Source organism: Thermococcus thermotolerans (assembly GCF_024707485.1).
Classification (GTDB): domain Archaea; phylum Methanobacteriota_B; class Thermococci; order Thermococcales; family Thermococcaceae; genus Thermococcus; species Thermococcus thermotolerans.
The window spans coordinates 985,067-1,003,436 of record NZ_CP102602.1; the positions used below are offsets into that span (position 1 = coordinate 985,067).

Annotated in this window: 29 protein-coding genes and 2 tRNA genes; 25 read left to right on the top strand and 6 right to left on the bottom strand. The window is 53.2% G+C overall.

Features of this window, described 5'->3' with window-relative positions; genetic code table 11:
• The 9 genes from rpoA2 to NUS69_RS05645 all read left to right on the top strand — a co-directional run bounded on the left by rpoA2 (position 1) and on the right by NUS69_RS05645 (position 4,493).
• A complete protein-coding gene (rpoA2, locus tag NUS69_RS05605) occupies positions 1-1,176 on the top strand; it encodes a DNA-directed RNA polymerase subunit A'' (RefSeq protein ID WP_258084782.1) in 1,176 nt (391 codons plus the stop codon).
• 13 nt (positions 1,177-1,189) lie between these two features.
• Positions 1,190-1,495, top strand: coding sequence for a 50S ribosomal protein L30e (locus tag NUS69_RS05610; protein ID WP_055429056.1), 306 nt, complete (start codon positions 1,190-1,192; stop codon positions 1,493-1,495).
• The gene (locus tag NUS69_RS05615; RefSeq protein WP_258084783.1) at positions 1,495-1,932 is read left to right on the top strand and encodes a NusA-like transcription termination signal-binding factor; all 438 of its coding nucleotides are present in this window, start codon (positions 1,495-1,497) and stop codon (positions 1,930-1,932) included. The genes NUS69_RS05610 and NUS69_RS05615 overlap by 1 nt, the downstream gene beginning before the upstream one ends.
• A 10-nt stretch (positions 1,933-1,942) precedes the next feature.
• Positions 1,943-2,386, top strand: a complete 444-nt coding sequence (locus tag NUS69_RS05620) for a 30S ribosomal protein S12 (protein WP_014788295.1) — start codon at positions 1,943-1,945, stop codon at positions 2,384-2,386.
• Between the two features lie 5 nt (positions 2,387-2,391).
• Positions 2,392-3,039, top strand: coding sequence for a 30S ribosomal protein S7 (gene rpsG, locus NUS69_RS05625; protein WP_258084784.1), 648 nt, complete (start codon positions 2,392-2,394; stop codon positions 3,037-3,039).
• Between the two features lie 107 nt (positions 3,040-3,146).
• Positions 3,147-3,398, top strand: coding sequence for an AbrB/MazE/SpoVT family DNA-binding domain-containing protein (locus NUS69_RS05630; RefSeq protein ID WP_258084785.1), 252 nt, complete (start codon positions 3,147-3,149; stop codon positions 3,396-3,398).
• Entirely contained in the window at positions 3,380-3,784 is a 405-nt protein-coding gene (locus tag NUS69_RS05635) for a type II toxin-antitoxin system VapC family toxin (protein ID WP_258084786.1), read from the top strand. Before NUS69_RS05630 ends, NUS69_RS05635 begins: the two co-directional genes overlap by 19 nt.
• A gap of 104 nt (positions 3,785-3,888) precedes the next feature.
• The gene (locus tag NUS69_RS05640) at positions 3,889-4,131 is read left to right on the top strand and encodes an AbrB/MazE/SpoVT family DNA-binding domain-containing protein (protein ID WP_258084787.1); all 243 of its coding nucleotides are present in this window, start codon (positions 3,889-3,891) and stop codon (positions 4,129-4,131) included.
• Positions 4,128-4,493 (top strand): type II toxin-antitoxin system VapC family toxin, encoded by a 366-nt coding sequence (locus NUS69_RS05645; protein ID WP_258084788.1) that lies wholly within the window; start codon positions 4,128-4,130, stop codon positions 4,491-4,493. Before NUS69_RS05640 ends, NUS69_RS05645 begins: the two co-directional genes overlap by 4 nt.
• Here NUS69_RS05645 and NUS69_RS05650 read toward each other — a convergent pair.
• From NUS69_RS05650 to NUS69_RS05665, 4 genes are all read right to left on the bottom strand, one after another.
• Entirely contained in the window at positions 4,490-5,611 is a 1,122-nt protein-coding gene (locus tag NUS69_RS05650; RefSeq protein ID WP_258084789.1) for an alkaline phosphatase family protein, read from the bottom strand. The genes NUS69_RS05645 and NUS69_RS05650 overlap by 4 nt on opposite strands.
• Entirely contained in the window at positions 5,608-5,943 is a 336-nt protein-coding gene (locus NUS69_RS05655) for a type II toxin-antitoxin system PemK/MazF family toxin (RefSeq protein WP_258084790.1), read from the bottom strand. The genes NUS69_RS05650 and NUS69_RS05655 overlap by 4 nt, the downstream gene beginning before the upstream one ends.
• Positions 5,940-6,137 carry a hypothetical protein gene (locus tag NUS69_RS05660; protein ID WP_258084791.1) on the bottom strand — a complete coding sequence of 66 codons (198 nt, stop codon included), beginning with the start codon at positions 6,135-6,137 and terminating at the stop codon, positions 5,940-5,942. Before NUS69_RS05660 ends, NUS69_RS05655 begins: the two co-directional genes overlap by 4 nt.
• 66 nt (positions 6,138-6,203) lie before the next feature.
• Entirely contained in the window at positions 6,204-7,472 is a 1,269-nt protein-coding gene (locus NUS69_RS05665; protein WP_258084792.1) for an Nre family DNA repair protein, read from the bottom strand.
• 102 nt (positions 7,473-7,574) lie between these two features.
• Here NUS69_RS05665 and NUS69_RS05670 point away from each other — a divergent pair.
• The 3 genes from NUS69_RS05670 (at position 7,575) to NUS69_RS05680 (ending at position 8,685) form a co-directional block, all read left to right on the top strand.
• Positions 7,575-7,660 (top strand) — tRNA-Ser (locus NUS69_RS05670).
• Between the two features lie 21 nt (positions 7,661-7,681).
• Positions 7,682-7,756 (top strand) — tRNA-Cys (locus NUS69_RS05675).
• A 725-nt stretch (positions 7,757-8,481) separates the two neighbouring features.
• Positions 8,482-8,685 carry a MoaD/ThiS family protein gene (locus NUS69_RS05680; protein ID WP_258084793.1) on the top strand — a complete coding sequence of 68 codons (204 nt, stop codon included), beginning with the start codon at positions 8,482-8,484 and terminating at the stop codon, positions 8,683-8,685.
• A gap of 86 nt (positions 8,686-8,771) precedes the next feature.
• On the opposite strand, the gene NUS69_RS05685 is transcribed toward NUS69_RS05680, so the two are convergent.
• A complete protein-coding gene (locus tag NUS69_RS05685; RefSeq protein WP_258084980.1) occupies positions 8,772-9,971 on the bottom strand; it encodes a pyridoxal phosphate-dependent aminotransferase in 1,200 nt (399 codons plus the stop codon).
• 188 nt (positions 9,972-10,159) lie between these two features.
• Here NUS69_RS05685 and NUS69_RS05690 point away from each other — a divergent pair, with 188 nt between their 5' ends.
• The 3 genes from NUS69_RS05690 to NUS69_RS05700 all read left to right on the top strand — a co-directional run bounded on the left by NUS69_RS05690 (position 10,160) and on the right by NUS69_RS05700 (position 11,224).
• Positions 10,160-10,405, top strand: a complete 246-nt coding sequence (locus tag NUS69_RS05690) for a LysO family transporter (RefSeq protein WP_258084794.1) — start codon at positions 10,160-10,162, stop codon at positions 10,403-10,405.
• Entirely contained in the window at positions 10,402-10,983 is a 582-nt protein-coding gene (locus NUS69_RS05695) for a lysine exporter LysO family protein (protein WP_258084795.1), read from the top strand. The genes NUS69_RS05690 and NUS69_RS05695 overlap by 4 nt, the downstream gene beginning before the upstream one ends.
• Before the next feature lie 61 nt (positions 10,984-11,044).
• Entirely contained in the window at positions 11,045-11,224 is a 180-nt protein-coding gene (locus NUS69_RS05700; RefSeq protein WP_167891690.1) for an HTH domain-containing protein, read from the top strand.
• Here the strand turns inward: NUS69_RS05700 and NUS69_RS05705 are convergent.
• Entirely contained in the window at positions 11,206-11,781 is a 576-nt protein-coding gene (locus NUS69_RS05705) for a hypothetical protein (RefSeq protein ID WP_258084796.1), read from the bottom strand. The genes NUS69_RS05700 and NUS69_RS05705 overlap by 19 nt on opposite strands.
• A gap of 184 nt (positions 11,782-11,965) precedes the next feature.
• Between NUS69_RS05705 and NUS69_RS05710 the strand changes: the two genes are divergently transcribed.
• The 10 genes from NUS69_RS05710 to NUS69_RS05755 all read left to right on the top strand — a co-directional run bounded on the left by NUS69_RS05710 (position 11,966) and on the right by NUS69_RS05755 (position 18,308).
• Positions 11,966-12,250, top strand: a complete 285-nt coding sequence (locus tag NUS69_RS05710) for a 50S ribosomal protein L44e (protein WP_014012391.1) — start codon at positions 11,966-11,968, stop codon at positions 12,248-12,250.
• Positions 12,251-12,253: 3 nt separating this feature from the next.
• Positions 12,254-12,451: a 30S ribosomal protein S27e gene (locus NUS69_RS05715; protein ID WP_012571194.1), complete on the top strand. Its 198-nt coding sequence runs from the start codon at positions 12,254-12,256 to the stop codon at positions 12,449-12,451.
• 92 nt (positions 12,452-12,543) lie between these two features.
• Positions 12,544-13,371, top strand: coding sequence for a translation initiation factor IF-2 subunit alpha (locus NUS69_RS05720; RefSeq protein ID WP_258084797.1), 828 nt, complete (start codon positions 12,544-12,546; stop codon positions 13,369-13,371).
• A complete protein-coding gene (locus NUS69_RS05725) occupies positions 13,368-13,547 on the top strand; it encodes an RNA-protein complex protein Nop10 (protein WP_258084798.1) in 180 nt (59 codons plus the stop codon). The genes NUS69_RS05720 and NUS69_RS05725 overlap by 4 nt, the downstream gene beginning before the upstream one ends.
• A 1-nt stretch (position 13,548) precedes the next feature.
• Entirely contained in the window at positions 13,549-14,349 is an 801-nt protein-coding gene (locus NUS69_RS05730; protein WP_258084799.1) for a proteasome assembly chaperone family protein, read from the top strand.
• A 190-nt stretch (positions 14,350-14,539) separates the two neighbouring features.
• Positions 14,540-15,154, top strand: a complete 615-nt coding sequence (locus NUS69_RS05735) for an energy-coupling factor ABC transporter permease (RefSeq protein WP_258084800.1) — start codon at positions 14,540-14,542, stop codon at positions 15,152-15,154.
• Complete coding sequence (locus NUS69_RS05740; RefSeq protein WP_258084801.1) at positions 15,151-15,399, top strand: PDGLE domain-containing protein; 249 nt, start codon at positions 15,151-15,153, stop codon at positions 15,397-15,399. The genes NUS69_RS05735 and NUS69_RS05740 overlap by 4 nt, the downstream gene beginning before the upstream one ends.
• A 1-nt stretch (position 15,400) precedes the next feature.
• Complete coding sequence (locus NUS69_RS05745) at positions 15,401-16,060, top strand: energy-coupling factor transporter transmembrane component T family protein (RefSeq protein ID WP_258084802.1); 660 nt, start codon at positions 15,401-15,403, stop codon at positions 16,058-16,060.
• Positions 16,057-16,851 carry an energy-coupling factor ABC transporter ATP-binding protein gene (locus NUS69_RS05750; protein ID WP_258084803.1) on the top strand — a complete coding sequence of 265 codons (795 nt, stop codon included), beginning with the start codon at positions 16,057-16,059 and terminating at the stop codon, positions 16,849-16,851. Before NUS69_RS05745 ends, NUS69_RS05750 begins: the two co-directional genes overlap by 4 nt.
• 131 nt (positions 16,852-16,982) lie before the next feature.
• On the top strand, positions 16,983-18,308 hold the full coding sequence (locus NUS69_RS05755; protein WP_258084981.1) for a hypothetical protein: 1,326 nt from the start codon (positions 16,983-16,985) through the stop codon (positions 18,306-18,308).
• The last annotated feature ends 62 nt before the right edge of the window (positions 18,309-18,370 follow it).

The window sequence follows — 18,370 nt, forward strand, 5'->3', positions numbered from 1 at the left end:
ATGGTCGCCGCAAAAACCATCAAGAGCATGGTTGACAAGGCCGAGCTTCCCGACAACATCAAGGAAGAGCTTTACCTCAAGCTCATCGAATACAACAAGAAGTACAAGCTTAAGAAGGCCGAGGTTCAGGCCATCATAGACGAGACCGTCAAGGAGTACCAGAGGGCCCTCATCGAGCCGGGCGAGGCGATAGGAACGGTTGCGGCCCAGTCCATCGGTGAGCCGTCAACGCAGATGACCCTTAACACCTTCCACTATGCGGGTGTCGCTGAGATTAACGTCACCCTCGGTCTGCCGAGAATCATCGAGATCGTCGATGCCAGAAAGAACCCGTCAACGCCAATTATGACAGTCTACCTTGACGAGAAGCACCGCTACGACAGGGAGAAGGCCTTAGAAGTTGCGAGGCGCATTGAGGGAACCACCCTTGAGAACCTCGCGAGGGAGACCAGCATAGACATTCTCAACTTCGAATTCATAGTCGACATCGACCCGGAGAGGCTCGAAAAGGCCGGTCTGGACATGGAGAGAATCCAGAGGAAGCTGGAAAGCTCCTTCAAGAGTGCCGAATTTGAAGTCGACGGTTACACGGTCATAATGCGCCCCAAGAAGGTTGGCAAGCTCTCCGACCTGAGAAGACTTGCCGAAAAGGTTAAAAAGCACCGCCTTAAGGGTCTCTCGGGCGTCGGGAAGACCATCATAAGGAAGGAAGGCGACGAGTACGTCATCTACACCGAAGGTTCCAACTTCAAGCAAATCCTCAAGGTTCCGGGCGTTGATCCGACGAGAACCAGGACGAACAACATCCACGAAATAGCAGAGGTGCTCGGTATCGAGGCGGCAAGAAACGCCATCATCGAGGAAATCGTCAACACCATGCGTGAGCAGGGTCTTGAAGTTGATGTCAGGCACATCATGCTCGTCGCCGATATGATGACGCTCGACGGTGTTATACTGCCCATAGGCAGGCACGGTATAGTTGGGGAGAAGGCCAGCGTGCTTGCCAGGGCCGCTTTCGAGATCACCACCCAGCACCTCTTTGAGGCTGCTGAGAGGGGCGAGGTCGACCCCCTCAACGGTGTCGTCGAGAACGTCCTTATCGGACAGCCCGTGCCCGTCGGTACGGGAATCGTTAAGCTGGCAATGAATCTCCCCCTGAGACCGAAAAGGGAGTAGGGAGGTGTAGTTAATGGTTGACTTTGCATTCGAGCTTAGGAAAGCACAGGACACCGGAAAAATAGTAATGGGTGCCAAAAAGAGCATCCAGTACGCCAAGATTGGTGGGGCCAAGCTGATTATAGTCGCGAGGAACGCCAGGCCCGACATCAAGGAGGACATCGAGTATTACGCCAAGCTCAGTGGCATACCGGTTTACGAGTTTGAGGGAACCAGCGTTGAGCTCGGAACCCTCCTAGGAAGGCCGCACACCGTCTCGGCCCTCGCCGTGATAGACCCCGGCGAGAGCAGAATACTGGCCCTTGGGGGTAAGGAGTAATGCCGCTGAAGCTCAACACCGACCAGATAAAGTTCATAGCGCTCTTTGAGAGCATGACCGGAGCGACAGTGATGGACTGCCTCATAGACAGCAAAAGGAACAGGCTGATCTACGTCATCAAGAAGGGTGAGATGGGACTGGCACTCGGAAAGAAGGGCGCCAATGTCAAGCGCGTCCAGAACATGCTCGGAAAGGACATTGAACTCATAGAGCACTCCGAGAACCCTGAAGAGTTCCTGAGGAACATTTATAAGAGCCTCGGGGTTAAGGTTAAAAAGGTTCACATCACTGAGAAGCGTGATGGTAAGAAGGTCGCCCTCCTGGATATAGGCCCGCGCGAGAAGCCGCGCGCGATAGGAAGGGGCGGCCAGAACATCAACCTCGTGAAAGAGTTGATGGAGAGACACCACGGCATCCACGATGTGATCATAATTTGAGGTGATGCTCATGCCTGGAAAGAAGGCCCCGTATGGAGAGTTTGCCGGTAGGAAGCTCAAGCTCAAGAGAAAGAAGTTCCGCTGGAGCGACATAAGGTACAAGAGGAGAGTCCTCCGCCTCAAGGAGAAGAGCGACCCGCTCGAGGGTGCTCCGCAGGCCAAGGGGATAGTCCTTGAGAAGATCGCGGTTGAGGCAAAGCAGCCGAACTCGGCTATGCGTAAGGCTGTCCGTGTCCAGCTCATCAAGAACGGTAAGGTCGTTACCGCCTTCACACCCGGTGACGGTGCCATCAACCACATCGACGAGCACGACGAGGTCATCATCGAGGGAATCGGCGGTCCCAAGGGCGGTTCCATGGGTGATATCCCGGGAATCAGGTACAAGGTCGTCAAGGTGAACAGGGTTTCCCTCAAGGAGCTCGTCAAGGGAAGGAAGGAGAAGCCGAGGAGGTGAAGTGAATGGCCAAGCCACTTACCGAGCGCTTTTACCAGCCCAAGGAGCTCAAGGTCATGGGTAGATGGAGCGTTGAGGACGTTACCGTTGAAGACCCTTCACTCAGGCCGTACATCAACCTCGATGCGAGAATCCTTCCCCACAGCCATGGCAGACACGCCAAGAAGCCCTTCGGTAAGGCCCAGGTTCACATCGTTGAGCGCCTAATAAACAAGGTCATGCGCAGCGGTGCCAGCAGTCACAAGGTCGGCGGCCACTTCATGAGAAGGGAGCACCGCTCCCTCATGAGCAAGAAGATGAAGGCCTACGAGGTCGTCAAGGAAGCCTTTATGATCATCGAGAGGAGAACCAAGCAGAACCCGATACAGGTTCTCGTAAAAGCTATAGAGAACTCCGCCCCGAGGGAGGACACCACCACTATAGCCTTCGGTGGAATCCGCTACCACATGGCGGTTGATGTCTCCCCTCTCAGGAGGCTCGACATAGCCCTCAAGAACCTCGCCCTCGGTGCGAGCGCCAAGTGCTACAGGAACAAGACCAGCTACGCGCAGGCTTTGGCTGAGGAGATAATCGCTGCAGCAAACAAAGACCCGAAGAGCTTCGCCTACAGCAAGAAGGAAGAGATCGAGAGGATCGCCCAGTCCTCACGCTGAGGGCTGGAAGCTTTCTTCTACCCTTCTGCTTTTCTGGTCTCGTTTATCGGAAGGTTTTTCGGAAGGTTTTTAGGATTCTTGAGTAAGACTATTTCGGTGAGTGTAAGATGACTACTGTAAAAGTTTCCTCAAAGGGTCAGATAGTCTTACCCAAGGCCATTCGCGAGAAGTTCGGCATCAAAGAAGGCGACGAGCTTGAGGTTCTCGACTTTGGGGACGAAATAGTAATAGTTCCGGTGAAAAAGGACATTGAACTCATGGGAATACTGAAGTTTGACAAGCCACTTAAGGAGGTCATGAAGGAAGTAAGGGCAGAGGAAGAAGAGCTGGAGGCCAGAAAATGGAAGTGGACAGAGTAGTGCTCGACAGCTATGCTCTCCTTGCTTATCTTCTTCGCGAAGAGGGTGCAGAACGCGTCAGGGACCTACTAAGAAAAGCCAAAATGGGGGAGGTAGAGGTCTATATGAACGTTGTAAACCTCGGCGAGGTCTATTACACCATAGCACGCAGAAAAGGGGTCGATATCGCTGATTTTGTTGTAGCCAATTTGCTGAAAAGTCCGATTCTATTTGTTCATGTTGATGAGCGTCTTTCCCTCATTGCAGCTAGGATAAAGGCCTTTCATAAATTGAGCTATGCGGATGCTTTTGCCGCTGCCACCGCAATAGACCTCAACGCGATTCTTTTAACAGGCGATGACGAATTCAGAAGCGTCGAGGACAGGATTAGGGTTGAGTGGCTCTGAGCTTTTCTCCCCAATATTATACCCTCCGGGAGGAGGGAAATGGAGCTCCGGGACTATTCATACATACCAAAAACTATTTATTTTCCAAATTTAAACAATTTAACATGACAGCCGAAATCGTCAAAGTGGATAAGAACGGCAGGATATACCTTCCCGCCTCACTCAGGAAGAAATTCGGAGTGACTTCATTCTACGTTGAGGAAAGGGGAGACGAGATAGTCCTTATTCCCGTTCGCAAAAGGATTGGGAAGTACTATGGAATATTCAGGGGTGAGAATCTTAGCCCGGAAGAGATTGACCGGCTGATTGAAGAGGAAACGGAAAAGCTTCTGAGGGATGAGCTGTGAAGGCCTACGTTGACGTGAACGTCCTTTATTATTTCCTCACCGCCAACGGAGAATTTGGAGAACGAGCGAAGGAACTGCTTGAGAGATACAGCGGAAGATTAATAACTTCGGCACTGACGGTCTGGCAACTTCACATATTGTTTCGAAGACAGAAAGCAAAGGTCGATATAGCAGATATACTCCCAAACCTTGGAATCGAGGTAGTTCCTCTAACCTTCGACATATTGAGAGAGGCTGAAAGATGCGAGAAGCTTGATTTTGACGATGCTATTCATTACACCACCATGAAAGTCCATGGGGTAAGGACAATTCTCTCAAGCGATAGGGACTTTGATAGGATGGATGTGAAAAGGATTTTCTAAACCAAACTCCTCCCCACCATGTTCCCCGGTTTTTCTATCCCGAAGAACCTAAGCACAGTCGGCGCGATGTCCATGAGACTCGGCTCGTCAAAATCGTCTGCCTTTTCGAATCCCCAGAGGATCAGCGGAACCTTGAGGACGGGCTCGTTCATCGAGCCGTGCATGCCTTTAACCCAGTGGCTTACTCCCTTTACTCCCTTGCACATTCTATGCGAGCAGAACCAGTAGCCTGGCCTGGCCGAGACTATCAGCTCACCGCTGTTCGGGCTGTTGAGGTGCTCCAAATCCTCCCGGAAGAAAACCGCACCAACGCCGGGTGCCTTTCTGAGGATTTCAAAGGCCTCCTCTGCCTCGTTCGGGTTTCTCAGGTAGACGTGAACTCCACCGCCTGAAGAAACCCTCAGCGTCTCGATGCCGTGCTTTCTCAGGTAAACCTTCAGGTTCACCCAGGTGTGCACGCTTTCCTGCCCGTGGTCGGAGAAGATTATGAAGGCGTACTCGTTCTTCAGTCTCTCCCAGAGGGTTCTCACGGCAGTATCAACGGTTTCGACAGCTTTAAGTGCACCTTCGCTCAAAGGCCCGTGGTCATGACTCATCCCGTCAATCGAGGCGAAGTGGACGAGGAGCAAATCCGGCTTACATTCCTCGTAGAGGTAGAGGGCCGAGTTGAGAACCCAGACGTCCTTCCTCCAGTCCCGGCCGTGCTGCCTGTACATCTTGTCGCTCGCGAAGAACGGGGGAAAAATCCTCACGTCGGTTCCGCTGAAGGGGGGCATAGTATAACCTGAAACGCTGGCGGTTCTGATACCTTTCTGCCGGAGGATATCAACGATTGTTGGAGCCTTGATGACTTTGTGCGGATTGAACGCTATTTCGTAGTCGTAGAAGTTGACCTTCCTGTCAGTGAGGCGGTCATAGTAGCCGTTCTCGACGACGCCGTGGTCTTTGGGCCAGACGCCAGTTATCACGCTGGTGTGAACTAAGTCTGTGAGCGTCGGGAAGATGGAATCGACCACGGTAAAGCTCCCGCTCTCAGCTAACTCGCTCAGGAATGGCATGTGCTTCAGATTGTAAACCCCGTTCCCGTCGAGACTTATGAGGGCGAGCTTCTTTCTCATGGTTTAAACCCCAAAAGCGAACATATCTTTTGGCTTATCTCTTTTCTGAGGAGCGGCCCAAGTTCTCCGAGCTCTCCGATAAGGATATCCTTCTGAACTGTCGTTATCTTTGTGAGCCGAACAAAAGATGAGACCTTAAGACCAGTTAGGTGGAACTCAGGATGAACCTGTTCAATCAGAACATCAGTTTTGGGATTATAGTGCTCAACCCTTGAGGAGATAAAGGCAAGTGTAACATCGTTTCTGTCTTCAAACAGCACAAGGGCAGGGCGAAGTTTAGTGCCCTTTAGGCTTGTAAATGGGAACGGTACGAGAACTATATTTCCTTTCATCTGTATCTCACCTTTAGGTCTCTCTCAGAATAAAGGTCAGGTTCGTCCTCAAGGAACTCCTTTAGCGATTCCTCCGAGAGTTTCATTAGAGCGTAGCTCTCCCCCCGCTCAAGCAACTCGTTCAGGAGTTGCTCTATATGCTCAAGCTTTTTCTCAATCCTCATGAGTTCCCTAACAACGTCAACCCCTTCCACGTTATCACCTCCAACCGGTGTCGGCCTGACGTGCAGTCATCATCTCTCAGTGGGATGGAGTGCTCGTCATCCACCTGGATTCTCTCCGCCGAGGCGGTATATATTCTTTCCGAGCCACTCGTCCAGGGTTTTCTGCCTCGCGAGGCTTCCGAGGATGTAGCTCCTCTCCAGCCATCTCTCGAAGGGGTGTTCAAGACGCCTCCTAACGACTTCTAAAGCCTCGTTAAGCGTCTCAAAGCGGCCTGTCAGGTTGTTCATAGCCTTTTTAACGCCCAGTCTTATCTGCCAGACCCCAACAGGGGCGTAGTACTCCGGCGTGACCTCGCGGAAAACCACTATCCTCGCCTGTCTCCTTCTCACGCGGAGTGCCTCAAGGACGCTCAGCCTTGCGGCGTGATAAGCTCCGGCTGTTTCTTTCACGTACTCCTTTCTTCCCCGGAAGTCCTCGTAGTCATGAATAACGCTGGGCTCGCCAGCCCCAAAGAGGGAGCCCTTCAGCCATACCTCCAGAAGCTCGAAGGCATAGCTCTCCGGCATCAGGAGAACAGCGTAACGGTTTCCAAGGAATCGGTAGAAGTAGACCTCGTAGTCGTTAATCTCTGGATAGCGGAGAATCTCGCGCCTCAGGTTTTTACCTATGGTGTCCTGAACGGCAGTGATGCTCCACCTCGTTGGGACGAGCTTTTTGTCTACCCCGAGAAGTCCAGCCGAGAGAAGTCTTATGATGTAGTACTCGTCGAAGCCCCAGTTGTAGAGGCTCATTATCGCCGCTTCCGCCTTCAGCTCATCGCTCACCACGTAGTCGGTTCTTCTCGGTATTCTGGGGTTCTCGGTGAGCTCAAAATCGAGGAGTTCGGCCTTCGGTCCGATGGGAGGCGCAAATTCACTGGGAAGGACTTTGAGGACGGGCTTCCTCTTGAGGAGAATCTCACTATCAACTGGCCTTATCGACATCGCCAGCTCCTGAACCTCGCCGAGGATTCTCCCGCTCCTCCTCACGTGGACATCGGCCTTAGTCTCACCCATGACGAGAAGCGAGCGGTAGTAGAGGATGTCCTTTATCGTTTTATCCTCCCACTTCATGGGGCTGTCGAGGTGGCTGGTGTTGCCCTCAATCGGAGGCACGAGCGGCCCTATGCGAACCTTAGGATAGCCGTACTCGCCGACAAAGATGCTTGGAGGAGAAGAGCCAAAGAGGTGGCGTTTGTTCAGCCTCTGTTCGACGGTGCGGGCTACCCTGAAACGCTCAAGAATGGGACAGGTCGGCCTGCCGCAGAGGAGCTTCCTCCCCTTGCATACCGCACATAGTTTTGAGTTAAAGGGTGGGGCACTCATTGGGAATAGGTACGCGGGAAGGTATTTATGGTTTGCCGATGGCGGGGAAGTTCCAAAAAACTTAAAAACCCTCTCCGGCTCATATAACTCGGACATTGAAGTGCCGCGGTAGCCTAGCCTGGTAGGGCGCCGGCCTGCTAAGCCGGTGGGCGTTGCCCACAGGGGTTCAAATCCCCTCCGCGGCGCCAGCATCTTTCTTCGGGTCAAATGCCGGGATAGCCTAGAGGCGAGGCGAGGGACTGCAGATCCCTTCCACCCGGGTTCAAATCCCGGTCCCGGCTCCACATCAACCCTTTCTAACGAAAGCGTTGACGGAAAGATGGCGTGCTTTTCTAAAAGTACTTGTTTTTCAAGTGGTTTACTCTCTAATTAGCCGTTCTACCGCGTTTCACCCTCTCAAGGCGTCCGAAGGACGCCAGAATAAGCGTGGGACCTAATTGGTGACCTGTTTTAAAGTTAAACCCCCATAGGCAAGTTTTAGAGTGCACGCTTTATCCTACAACCGTTCAATAGAAAAGGAACTTTTTTAGTCAAGCTTTGTTAAAGCTTGCTCCGTACTCTCAAACCCTCCGATGCGGGGTTTTCACCCTGCGTTGGGAAACTTTGCTGGGCAAAGTTGATCGATAGAGATGCATCAAAGTTTGGCATGCTTTTTGTGCTGGGCTCTTTGGAGGGGTTTGACTTCCAACTGGCAATTTCAAGCGTGTTTTCTATGCTTGAGCGCCCTTCGGGCGCTGTTTTAAAGCAAACACTCCGTAAATCGCCCGGCGTGAGTGCAAACCCCTTTCAAAGGCAACTCCTGAAGAAGCATGCCGACTTTTGACTACTCCTTTTTAAACAGTTAAGTCGTTTTGGTCAAGCTTTGCACAAGCAAAGCTTGCTGGCCTCAGGAGTGGTGGCCCTCCACACCGCTCAGTGCCGGGCCAACCGCTCAGCCCGAAGGGAGCATAAGCGCATTGGCCGGGAGATTTTATAAAGACCTGAAAGTATCACCTTTCGGTGGTGAGAGATGATCAGGGTAAAGGTCCTTGGAAGGGGAATAGAGAAGGAAATCGAGTGGCAGAAGGGCATGAGGGTCGCAGACGTTCTCCGTGAGGTCGGATTCAACACCGAAAGCGCTATAGCAAAGCTCAACGGAAGGGTAGCACTTGAAGACGAGAACGTGAATGACGGCGACTACGTTGAGGTTATTCCGGTCGTTTCCGGCGGCTGATCTCTCTTTTTAATGGTTCTGATCTCCCCCAGCCCTGAAGGGCGAGGCTTGGAGAAGAAAAAAGCCAGGAGAGAAAAGACAAGAGTTCACTCAGAAAGCCTCCTCCTCATAAATGCCTCGAAATTGTTCATAGCCTCCTCAAGTATCTCAACCGGCGGCAGGAAGACTGCCCTGAAGTGCCACTCGCCGGCGTAGCCAAAGCCGGAGCCGTGGACGAAGAGCACGTGGGCCTCATGGAGGGCATCCAGAACGAAGTCCTTGTCGCTCTTCCACTTGGAGCGCTCCTCTATCCTCGGGAAGATGTAGAATGCTCCCTGAGGCTTGGTGGTGCTTATCCCTGGAATCTCACTTAGGCGCTTGTAGATGTAGTCCCTCCTCTCCTTGAGCTTGGCCATATACTCCTCAAGGTAATCCATCGGGCCCGTCAGGCCCGCTATAGCGGCGAACTGGGCCGGGGTGTTGGGGCACAGCCTTATCCTGGCCATCTTGTCTATAGCCTCCCTGACCTCGGCGAGCCTGTTCTCGGGGTCAACGTAGTAGAAATAGCCGAGACGCCAGCCGGTGGCGAAGTAAACCTTTGACATACCGTTCATTACTATGACCGGGACGTCCTTCGTGAGCGAACCCGGGGAGACGTGCTTCCCCTCATATGTCATGAGGTCGTATATCTCGTCGCTTATCACGGGCAGGTCGTATTCACCGGCGAGGTCGAGTATCTCCTTAATCGTCTTCTTCTCGTAGAGCGCTCCCGTTGGGTTGTTCGGGTTGATGACCGCTATGGCCTTTGTCCTCTCGTCTATCTTCTTCCTCATGTCGTCGATATCCGGCTGCCAGCCGTTCTCCTCCACCGTGAGGTACTCGTTGGCAATGCCGCCGTAGAACCTGACGAGGCCCGTGTAAGGCGGATAGCTTGGACTCGGGACAAGGATGTTGTCGCCGGGGTTGAGAAGGGCGCCGAATATGAACTGCAACGCCTCGGTAACAGCCGCCGTAACGCGGACGTCGTCGGGAGTTATGTCAACGCCGTTCTTCTTCCTCTCGCGCTCCACTATCGCTTCCCTCAGCTCGGGTATTCCCTCGCTCGGTCCGTAGTAGTTGTGCCCATCCTGGATGGCCTTGCAGTACGCGTCCCTCATGTGTTTGGGCGGCTGAAAATCAAACTTGCCCGGATCGCCTATGTTGAGCCTTATTACCTTTATTCCCTTCTTTTCAAGTTCCCTCGCCGGGAGAACAACGTCCCTTATGGCGTATTCGATGCCCATGGCCCGTTCGGATGCGCGAATCATGTGAACCACCATTTGGATGATGAATGGTTGTCGTAAAAAACCTTTGCCCGCATAGGTTTAAAAGGGAGTGATTTTAACGGGTTACGGGCGATGACGACTAGCAAGCATGCTGAACGCTCACGAATGATGACGTGAACACCCACCGAGCCCCTCGATACGTTTATTAACCTTTAGAGGAAGGTTTTTACATGAACATCTTTATCCCACTGATCGCGGGCGTTCTCATAGGCTACCTTCTCCGAAAGAAAGATCGCAAAGTGAACGTGGACTATCCCATGAGCGTCGCACTGCTGCTCCTGATATTCTTCATGGGGGTCGAGGCCGGGAAAGTGAGGATAGACGCCCTGTGGCTCCTAAGTTCATCCGTAGTATTCGCGGCCCTGACAATTGCGGGAAGCGTCGGAATCGCTCTCATCGTGGGGGGAAGGGGATGAGGTTTCTGATTTACGTCCTGCTCGCGCTGGTTGCCGGCATACTCACCGGACACTTCTATGCCCCGGAATTTGGCAACCTCTATGAAATCATGCTATACCTGCTGATACTGATAATCGGAATTGACCTGGGCCAGAGCTTTCGCCTGAAGGAGATTAGAAAACTCGGAAGGCTGGCCATAAAACTGCCCCTAGGCACCCTCCTGGGCTCGCTCCTGGGCGGCCTCGTCGCTTCCCTGCTCCTGGGAATAGAGCTTAAGTGGGGGCTGGCAATAGCGGCCGGCTGTGGCTGGTATAGTCTCACCGGGCCTTTGATAGCCCAGTATTCAGCCGTCTACGGCACCCTCGGCTTCCTTGCCAACCTGACAAGGGAGATATTCACAGTCCTCTTGTACCCCATCGCTATCGGAAGAATACGAAAGGAGCTTGCGGTCTCCATGGGTGGTGCCACAACCATGGACACGACGCTCCCGATTATGACGAAGTTCGGGGGCAGTGAGGTTGCGCTGATAGCCTTCGTTCACGGCTTCGTGCTCACCGCGCTGGTGCCGTTCGTGGTTCCATTCATACTACAGTTCTGACCAATAACCTTTTAAGTTCAAACGTTTCAGGTTCTATTGACAAACCTACGGGGTGACGAAGATGGCTGAGGTTGAACTCGTTTTCAAGGTTTTGAAGGAGGCCGGAAAGCCCCTCAAGAGCAAGGAGATAGCCGAGCTCGCCGGAATCGATAAGAAAGAGGTTGACAAGGCTATCAAAATCCTCAAAAAGGAAGGCAAGATAATATCTCCAAAGCGCTGCTACTATGCCCCGGCGGAGTGAGAATACTTCTCGCTGAGCTTTTTGAGGATTGCCTCGTGCTGTTCCTCGTTTCTCTTTATCTCCTTGACAAGCTCCCTAACAACCGGATGGAAGGCCCTCCTTGACAGCCTGTCGTAGAGCTCCACCATCCCCCTCTCCAGCTCAAGGTATCGCCCAAGGAGCTCCTCCACCTTTCCGTCACCGTTCTCGGGCAGTACGATCTCCGTTGGGAAGTCTTTCAGGTACTCCTCAATTATCTCCTCCGGGGGCACCCTGGCTCCCATTGCGCCGAATCCCAGCGGCATCACAACAGTGGGCAGGCCCGGGATGAGGGCCACTTCACCGGTGCTCTCGCCACTTCCGTACTCCTCCACCAGTCTCACCGAATCGTGGTATGCCCTCTCAAGCGCCTCCATCAGGTGTCTGTGGAAGGCCGCATCTATGGCCATTCTCATTATGAGGGCCCTCAGGTCGGCATACTCCGGGTCTTTGAGCTTCTTAAGAAGCCTCCTGTACTCCCGTTCGGCCTTCTCCTCCAGCCTTTTCAGCTCCTCAACAGTGGTTATCATCCTCTCCATGGCCCTCACCCCCGAAGCAATTTATTAACATTTGGTTATTTAAAAATTTTGGTTCAACCCGCAAAAACTTTTTTAAAGCCTCACCCCTACCGATGCCTGCAGGCACTATCATGCCTCACGGCTCGGGGGTCTCCGAGGCTGGGGCGAGTAGGAACCCACCGGGCCTCTGTGTGGAGGTGAGAGAATGAAGTATCCGAAGCAGATAAGGACTTACTGCCCCTACTGTAAGAAGCACACTATCCACAAGGTCGAGAAGGTCAAGAAGAGACCGAGGAGCGAGCTCAGCCAGGGCCAGAGGCGCTTCCGCAGGATCATGAAGGGTTACCGCGGTTTCCCGAGGCCAAACCCGGCCGGAAGGGAGAAGCCTGTCAAGAAGCTCGACCTCCGCTTTAGGTGCACCGTCTGCGGCAAGGCCCACACCAGGGGACAGGGCTTCCGCGTTAAGAAGTTTGAGCTGGTGGAGGTGTGAAGCATGGCGCTCCCGAAGAACCTCATCCCGATGCCGAGGAGCAGGTTTCTCCGCGTCAAGTGCATCGACTGCGGCAACGAGCAGATAGTCTTTAGCAACCCTGCGACCACCGTTAGGTGTCTCGTCTGCGGTGCAACGCTCGTCGAGCCGACCGGTGGAAAGGGTGTCATCAAGGCCAAGATACTTGAGGTTCTTGAGTGAACCCTCCCTTTCCCTTAATTTCGCCTTCTGCTAAACTTTAAAAACATCTTTTCGTAAGTTACTCAGGCAGAGAAAATTTTGAGGTGGTTAAAATGCCAAGGAAAGCCAAAGAGTATCCCGAAGAGGGAGAGTTTGTGGTCGCGACGGTCAAGAGCATTCACCCTTACGGTGCATTTCTCAAGCTCGACGAGTATCCGGGCAAGGAGGGGTTCATGCACATAAGCGAGGTCGCCTCAACGTGGGTCAAGAACATAAGGGACTTCGTCAAGGAAGGGCAGAAGATAGTCGCCAAGGTTATACGCGTTGACCCGAGCAAGGGGCACATAGACCTGAGCCTCAAGAGGGTGAATCAGCAGCAGAGGAAGGCCAAGCTCCAGGAGTACAAGCGCGCCCAGAAGGCCGAAAACCTGCTCAAGATGGCGGCCGAGAAGCTTGGTAAGGACTTCGAAACCGCCTGGCGCGAGGTCTGGGTCCCGCTCGAGGAGGAGTACGGAGAAGTATATGCCGCCTTTGAGGATGCCGCTCAAAATGGAATGGAAGTCCTCGAAGAGCTCATAAGTGAGGAATGGATTGAAGCTCTTAAACCGATCATAGAGGCCTACGTCGAGATACCCACGGTTACCATCGATGCCGAGTTCGAGATAACCGTCCCGACACCAAACGGGATAGAGATCATCAAAGAGGCCCTTATTCGAGCAAGAGACAGAGCCAACGAGGAGAAGGAGATAGACGTCAAGTTCTCCTACCAGGGGGCGCCGAGGTACAGGATTGACATAACCGCCCCGGACTACTACAAGGCCGAAGAGGTCCTTGAAGACATCGCCGAGGAGATACTGCGCGTTATAAAGGAAGCCGGCGGCGAGGCGACCCTCATCAGGAAGGAGAAGCGCATCAAGAAGATAAAGAGGAGAGGGGCATGAGGTTCCGCATAAGGAAATGCCCCGAGTGCGGGCGCTACACCCTCAGGGAAACCTGTCCCGTCTGTGGGGCTAAAACCAAGGTGGCCCACCCGCCGCGCTTCTCGCCGGAAGACCCGTACGGCGAGTACCGGAGAAGGCTCAAGCGCGAGCAGCTGGGCATAGCAGGGAGGGATTGATATGAAGGAGTCAGTTATCCATGTCTATGAGAGGCCCGAACTCAGGGACCCGGTCTTCATAGAGGGCCTCCCCGGGATAGGCCTGGTCGGAAAGCTAGCCGCGGAGCACCTCATCCAGGAACTCAACGCGGTCAAGTTCGCAGACCTTTACTCACCGCACTTCATGCACCAGGTTCTCATCAAGAAGAACTCCGTCGTCGAGCTCATGAAGAACGAATTCTACTACTGGAAGAACCCTGACGAGAATGGCAGGGACATCATAATCATCACCGGCGACCAGCAGGTTCCGCCCACCGACAGCCCCGGCCACTTCGAGGTCGTTGGAAAGATGCTGGACTTTGTCAACGAGTTCGGCGTCCGCGAGATAATCACAATGGGTGGCTACCAGGTGCCCGAGCTCCAGAGGGAGCCGAGGGTTCTCGCTGCCGTGACCCACGAGGAGCTGGTTGAGCACTATCAGAGAAGGCTTGAGGGATGCAGCGTTGACGTCATCTGGCGCGAGGACGAGGGGGGAGCCATAGTCGGTGCCGCCGGTTTGCTCCTTGGCATGGGCAAGCTCCGTTCGATGTACGGTATAAGTCTTCTCGGAGAGAGCCTTGGCTACATTGTGGATGCCAAAGCCGCAAAGTCCGTCCTCTTAGCTGTGACCAAAATCCTTGGTCTTGAGCTCGACATGACCGCCCTGGAAGAGCGCGCCAAGGAGACGGAGGAGATACTCAGGAAGGTCCAGGAGATGCAGAGGGCCATGCTGGAGCAGCAGATGCCCCCCACCCCGGAGGAAGAGGATAGGGGCTACCTCTGAGCCTATACTCTCCAATTTTTATGCCACCGCGGCGTATTTTCGGAGCCGAGATTAAAGCGGATAGTGGGGACATTAAACGGACACTACAATTTAAAACCTAAGGTTAGTAATACTGAGTTGGGGAAATGCTTTTATTTGATGCTACAATTTTCGATATTGATAACACCAACCAGAGACGGAGGTGTCCAATTTGCATATCCCCGACGGACTGCTGAGCACGCCGGTAATAGTGATTACCTACGCAATAACGATAGCCGGGATAGCCTATGCAGCTAAAAAGCTCAGGAACTTCCCGGAGGAGAAGATACCCCTCCTGGGCCTCTTCGCGGCCGGGATCTTCGCGGCGCAGATGGTCAACTTCCCGATAATAGGAGGGGTAAGCGGCCACCTGCTCGGGGCTACGCTGGTTGCCATAGTGCTCGGGCCATACGCGGCGGTAATAGTCATGACCGCGGTTCTGCTCATACAGACGCTACTCTTCGGCGACGGCGGAATAACCGCGATAGGGGCCAACATCCTCAACATGGGGCTTATTGGAGCCTTCATAGGCTACACAGTTTACACGAAGCTCAAGAGCATCAGCGAGACCTTTGCTATAGCCCTCGCCTCATGGCTCTCCGTTGTCTTAGGGGCAACCCTAGCGGCGGTTGAAATAGGTCTCAGCCACAGTCTCCCCTTCCTCAAGGTCCTCACCCTGATGGCAGGCTACCACTCGATAATCGGAATCGGCGAGGCGATACTCACCGTCCTGATAGTCTACGCCGTAAGGGCAAAGCTTCCATCAATTGAGGGGGTGCCCGCATGAGGACGATTTTTAAAGGTCTGATAATCATAGCCGTCGTGCTGGCCATAGTGCTGCCCCTCGCATCGAGCAACCCCGATGGACTGGAAGCAACGATGGAAAAGGTCGGCCTTGAGGAGAACCCGGTCTATCAAGCGCCCCTCGATTACGGTGAAACCTGGGGCCAGAGCGTGGTCATGGGCCTGCTTGGCATTGGACTGACCTTTGTGGTTGGCTACGGACTGGCAAAGCTCGCCAAGGGTGCCTGAGGTGTATCTGCCCTTCATTTTCCTTTATGCAATTGGGGTTGTGACGAGAAAGAGCCCAACGGAGCTGGCCTATTTTGGACTCCTTTTCCTGGCGGTTATCCTCATCATGAGACCAAAGAGGAGCCTTTTCAAAAAGCTCGGCTTCCTCCTCGGCTTTGAGGGGCTTCTGTTCCTCATGGCGCTATTCAACCCCGGAGAGCCACTCCTGGAAACACCAATCGGCCCGATAACCCACGAAGGGATATACTCATTCTTCATGCTCCTCGGAAAAGCCTTTCTCTCCGCGGGAACGGCCCTCGTCGTGACTAACTCCGTTGGTTTTTCGAGGATTCTTGCCGAGATGGAAGCGCTGAGGTTCCCGCGGATACTCACGCTAACCCTGGCGTTCACCTACCGCTACCTTGACCTCTTCACGGACGAGGCAACGAGAATGAAGCGCGCCCTGGACTCAAGGGCGTTTGGTGTGGGAAAGGGGGAGTACTACAGGAAACTCGGCTCCCTCATCGGTGAAGTGTTCGTCCGGGCGTACCTCAGAAACGGAAGGATATACAGAGCCATGCTCGCCAGGGGCTTCGGGGAGTTTCCCAGCCTGGAAGAGCCGAGACCCAATGCAAAGACCGCAACCCTGGCCCTGCTCGCGTTAGGAGGTCTGCTGATATGATAGAACTGAAGGATATCCACTTCTCCTACTCAGGCCGAGAAGTGCTTAGGGGGATAACCCTCACGATTGAGAGGGGAGAACTGTTCGGCTTCCTCGGGCCGAACGGAGCGGGAAAGAGCACCCTCATGCTGCACCTCAACGGCATACTCAGGCCGAAGAAGGGCAGAGTCATTGTGGACGGCCTTGACCCTTCAAAAAAGCCGAAGGAAGTACGGAGAAAGGTCGGGATAGTCTTTCAGGATCCCAACGACCAGCTTTTCTCACCGACCGTGTTCGAGGACGTGGCCTTCGGCCCATACAACCTGGGTCTAAGGGGAGAGGAGCTGAGGGAGCGCGTCATGTGGGCGCTTGAAAAGGTGGGGATGCTCGAATACGCTGAGAGGGAAACCAAGGAGCTGAGCTTCGGCGAGAAGAAGAGAATAGCGATAGCCACGGTTCTGGCTATGGAGCCAGAGGTGATAGCCTTCGATGAGCCATTCGCCAACCTCGACTTTAAAGGCAAGAAGATCATGAGGAAACTGATAACGGAGCTTAGGGCTGAGGGGAAGACGGTAATACTGGCCTCCCACGAGGCGGACTACTTAGCCCTGTGCGACAGGATAGCACTGATGGATGGGGGGAGAATAGTCACCGTCGGAACGCCCGAGGAGATACTCGGGAATCCGGAGCTTCTGAGGGAACACAACCTTGACGTGCCCCCGTTGGCAGAGCTCTTCCTTAGCCTTGGCCTGCCGGTTCCGAGGAGTGTTGAGGAAGGAAGAAAACTGCTGGAAGAGTGGAAAGGCCGATAGTCCACCAAGTTTTTTGACGTTTCTATGTTAAAAATTGGGTCTCCGACCGATTAATTTGCCGCAAACTTTAAAAATACTATTAGTATAAGTCATTATGATGATGCCCAATGATAAAACAAATAAGAACCTTCATGGTGTTGATAATAATAACACTTCTAATGGCAACGTCGGTATCGGCAGAATGGGTACCGCCGAAGGACGGAATGGCCATAGTTCTGACAGATGAGAAGGGCAGAGTTCTCAGGGGCTTTTCGGGGAACTACGAGATTCAGGTCCAGGTTGACGTGGCCACGCCCTCGGGTATTAAAACCCTCGGCCACTACAGAATCAAGCGCACCGGGATATGGAAGCTCGACACAACGAGAAGCATCGTGAAGGTAGCGAACCTGCGGAAACTCCTTCCCCGAATAAGCCAAGAAAAACGTTATGGGGTTAGGGTTTCCGTGTGGATCATAGACAGGGAAAAGGGAATCCTCCACAGGGGCATTGGTTCAACCCTTCTCTCGGCGGAAGATTTGAAGGGAACCACTAAGAGGGTTCCAGTCACAATTCTTGAGAAAGACCCCCTCCCAAAGCCCCTCCGCGAAGGGGGATATTATTATGAATGGAGACCCACAAAGGACTCCTGGGAAGCAAAGAACTACATTAAGGTTCCTCTGCTGATTATTGATAACAGGAACGGAAAAGGGAAGCTTCAGGGTTCAATCTCACTGGAGGCCACTTACAAAACAGAGTTCTCGGCGACCTTGGCGTATGGAACAGATCTGGGGGCAAAGTTCAGGAGTGGCGACCCCGTCAAGGTACTCTCCTCATCCGTGACGATATACGGAAAGAAATGGGTCCCGGTTGAGGGCCACTATTACTTTGGAGATATCGTGGACGTTCCAACGGGCAAAATGGGATACATATACATCCTGGCCAAACCATACTACCGGCATGAAAAGGAATACATCTGTGCCGGGGGAATAGGGGCGTACGGCTGCAGTGAGACTGGCAGGGAGAGGATAGACATCGGGATATATGACGTAAAGGCAAGTAAAGGCGTCAACGGATACATAATGGATGGTGGAACCTCTCTTGGGAGTCCGGATTTTGACTGGACGTTCTTTAGATTTACTAAAGAGGGCTTACAGTATCCACTTGCAGCGAACAAAGGCATAACTCTGAAGTATCTGCTAAGGAGTACCGGTGGAAACTGCGGTGTCAAGTTTGGAATAGGAATACCAGTAGGTGCAATTGCCGTTGCTTTTGGTGCACCCACACCCGTTGCGGGGTTAGCGGCATCGATCCAGTATGAGAAGGCTGGAAGCGTGTCAATAGACGGAACCATAAAAGAGAGTGGCCCGTCGGTGATGATTCACGCCTTCAAGAGTTCCCAGAAGTACAAGTTCAAGACGGGCTGGTTCAGCTCATGTTCCACGGAGATTCCAATGGGGTTCTACGTAAAGAGCGGCTGAGTTGGTTTCTTCTTTACTTTTCATCTTTTCATTTGGCTTCTATCGGGTTTTAAGAGAAAATT

Bases quoted from the DNA above. Each gene is read 5' to 3' on its own strand.
- rpsG (WP_258084784.1), top strand. From the start codon at position 2,392: ATGGCCAAGCCACTTACCGAGCGCTTTTACCAGCCCAAGGAGCTCAAG.
- NUS69_RS05665 (WP_258084792.1), bottom strand. From the start codon at position 7,472: ATGAGTGCCCCACCCTTTAACTCAAAACTATGTGCGGTATGCAAGGGG.
- NUS69_RS05730 (WP_258084799.1), top strand. From the start codon at position 13,549: ATGAAGGAGTCAGTTATCCATGTCTATGAGAGGCCCGAACTCAGGGAC.
- NUS69_RS05695 (WP_258084795.1), top strand. From the start codon at position 10,402: ATGAGGTTTCTGATTTACGTCCTGCTCGCGCTGGTTGCCGGCATACTC.
- NUS69_RS05630 (WP_258084785.1), top strand. From the start codon at position 3,147: ATGACTACTGTAAAAGTTTCCTCAAAGGGTCAGATAGTCTTACCCAAG.
- NUS69_RS05650 (WP_258084789.1), bottom strand. From the start codon at position 5,611: ATGAGAAAGAAGCTCGCCCTCATAAGTCTCGACGGGAACGGGGTTTAC.
- NUS69_RS05690 (WP_258084794.1), top strand. From the start codon at position 10,160: ATGAACATCTTTATCCCACTGATCGCGGGCGTTCTCATAGGCTACCTT.
- NUS69_RS05635 (WP_258084786.1), top strand. From the start codon at position 3,380: ATGGAAGTGGACAGAGTAGTGCTCGACAGCTATGCTCTCCTTGCTTAT.
- NUS69_RS05740 (WP_258084801.1), top strand. From the start codon at position 15,151: ATGAGGACGATTTTTAAAGGTCTGATAATCATAGCCGTCGTGCTGGCC.
- NUS69_RS05705 (WP_258084796.1), bottom strand. From the start codon at position 11,781: ATGGAGAGGATGATAACCACTGTTGAGGAGCTGAAAAGGCTGGAGGAG.
- NUS69_RS05610 (WP_055429056.1), top strand. From the start codon at position 1,190: ATGGTTGACTTTGCATTCGAGCTTAGGAAAGCACAGGACACCGGAAAA.
- NUS69_RS05685 (WP_258084980.1), bottom strand. From the start codon at position 9,971: ATGATTCGCGCATCCGAACGGGCCATGGGCATCGAATACGCCATAAGG.
- NUS69_RS05725 (WP_258084798.1), top strand. From the start codon at position 13,368: ATGAGGTTCCGCATAAGGAAATGCCCCGAGTGCGGGCGCTACACCCTC.
- NUS69_RS05720 (WP_258084797.1), top strand. From the start codon at position 12,544: ATGCCAAGGAAAGCCAAAGAGTATCCCGAAGAGGGAGAGTTTGTGGTC.
- NUS69_RS05655 (WP_258084790.1), bottom strand. From the start codon at position 5,943: ATGAAAGGAAATATAGTTCTCGTACCGTTCCCATTTACAAGCCTAAAG.
- NUS69_RS05615 (WP_258084783.1), top strand. From the start codon at position 1,495: ATGCCGCTGAAGCTCAACACCGACCAGATAAAGTTCATAGCGCTCTTT.
- NUS69_RS05620 (WP_014788295.1), top strand. From the start codon at position 1,943: ATGCCTGGAAAGAAGGCCCCGTATGGAGAGTTTGCCGGTAGGAAGCTC.
- NUS69_RS05710 (WP_014012391.1), top strand. From the start codon at position 11,966: ATGAAGTATCCGAAGCAGATAAGGACTTACTGCCCCTACTGTAAGAAG.
- NUS69_RS05640 (WP_258084787.1), top strand. From the start codon at position 3,889: ATGACAGCCGAAATCGTCAAAGTGGATAAGAACGGCAGGATATACCTT.
- NUS69_RS05715 (WP_012571194.1), top strand. From the start codon at position 12,254: ATGGCGCTCCCGAAGAACCTCATCCCGATGCCGAGGAGCAGGTTTCTC.
- NUS69_RS05680 (WP_258084793.1), top strand. From the start codon at position 8,482: ATGATCAGGGTAAAGGTCCTTGGAAGGGGAATAGAGAAGGAAATCGAG.
- NUS69_RS05700 (WP_167891690.1), top strand. From the start codon at position 11,045: ATGGCTGAGGTTGAACTCGTTTTCAAGGTTTTGAAGGAGGCCGGAAAG.
- NUS69_RS05755 (WP_258084981.1), top strand. From the start codon at position 16,983: ATGGTGTTGATAATAATAACACTTCTAATGGCAACGTCGGTATCGGCA.
- rpoA2 (WP_258084782.1), top strand. From the start codon at position 1: ATGGTCGCCGCAAAAACCATCAAGAGCATGGTTGACAAGGCCGAGCTT.
- NUS69_RS05750 (WP_258084803.1), top strand. From the start codon at position 16,057: ATGATAGAACTGAAGGATATCCACTTCTCCTACTCAGGCCGAGAAGTG.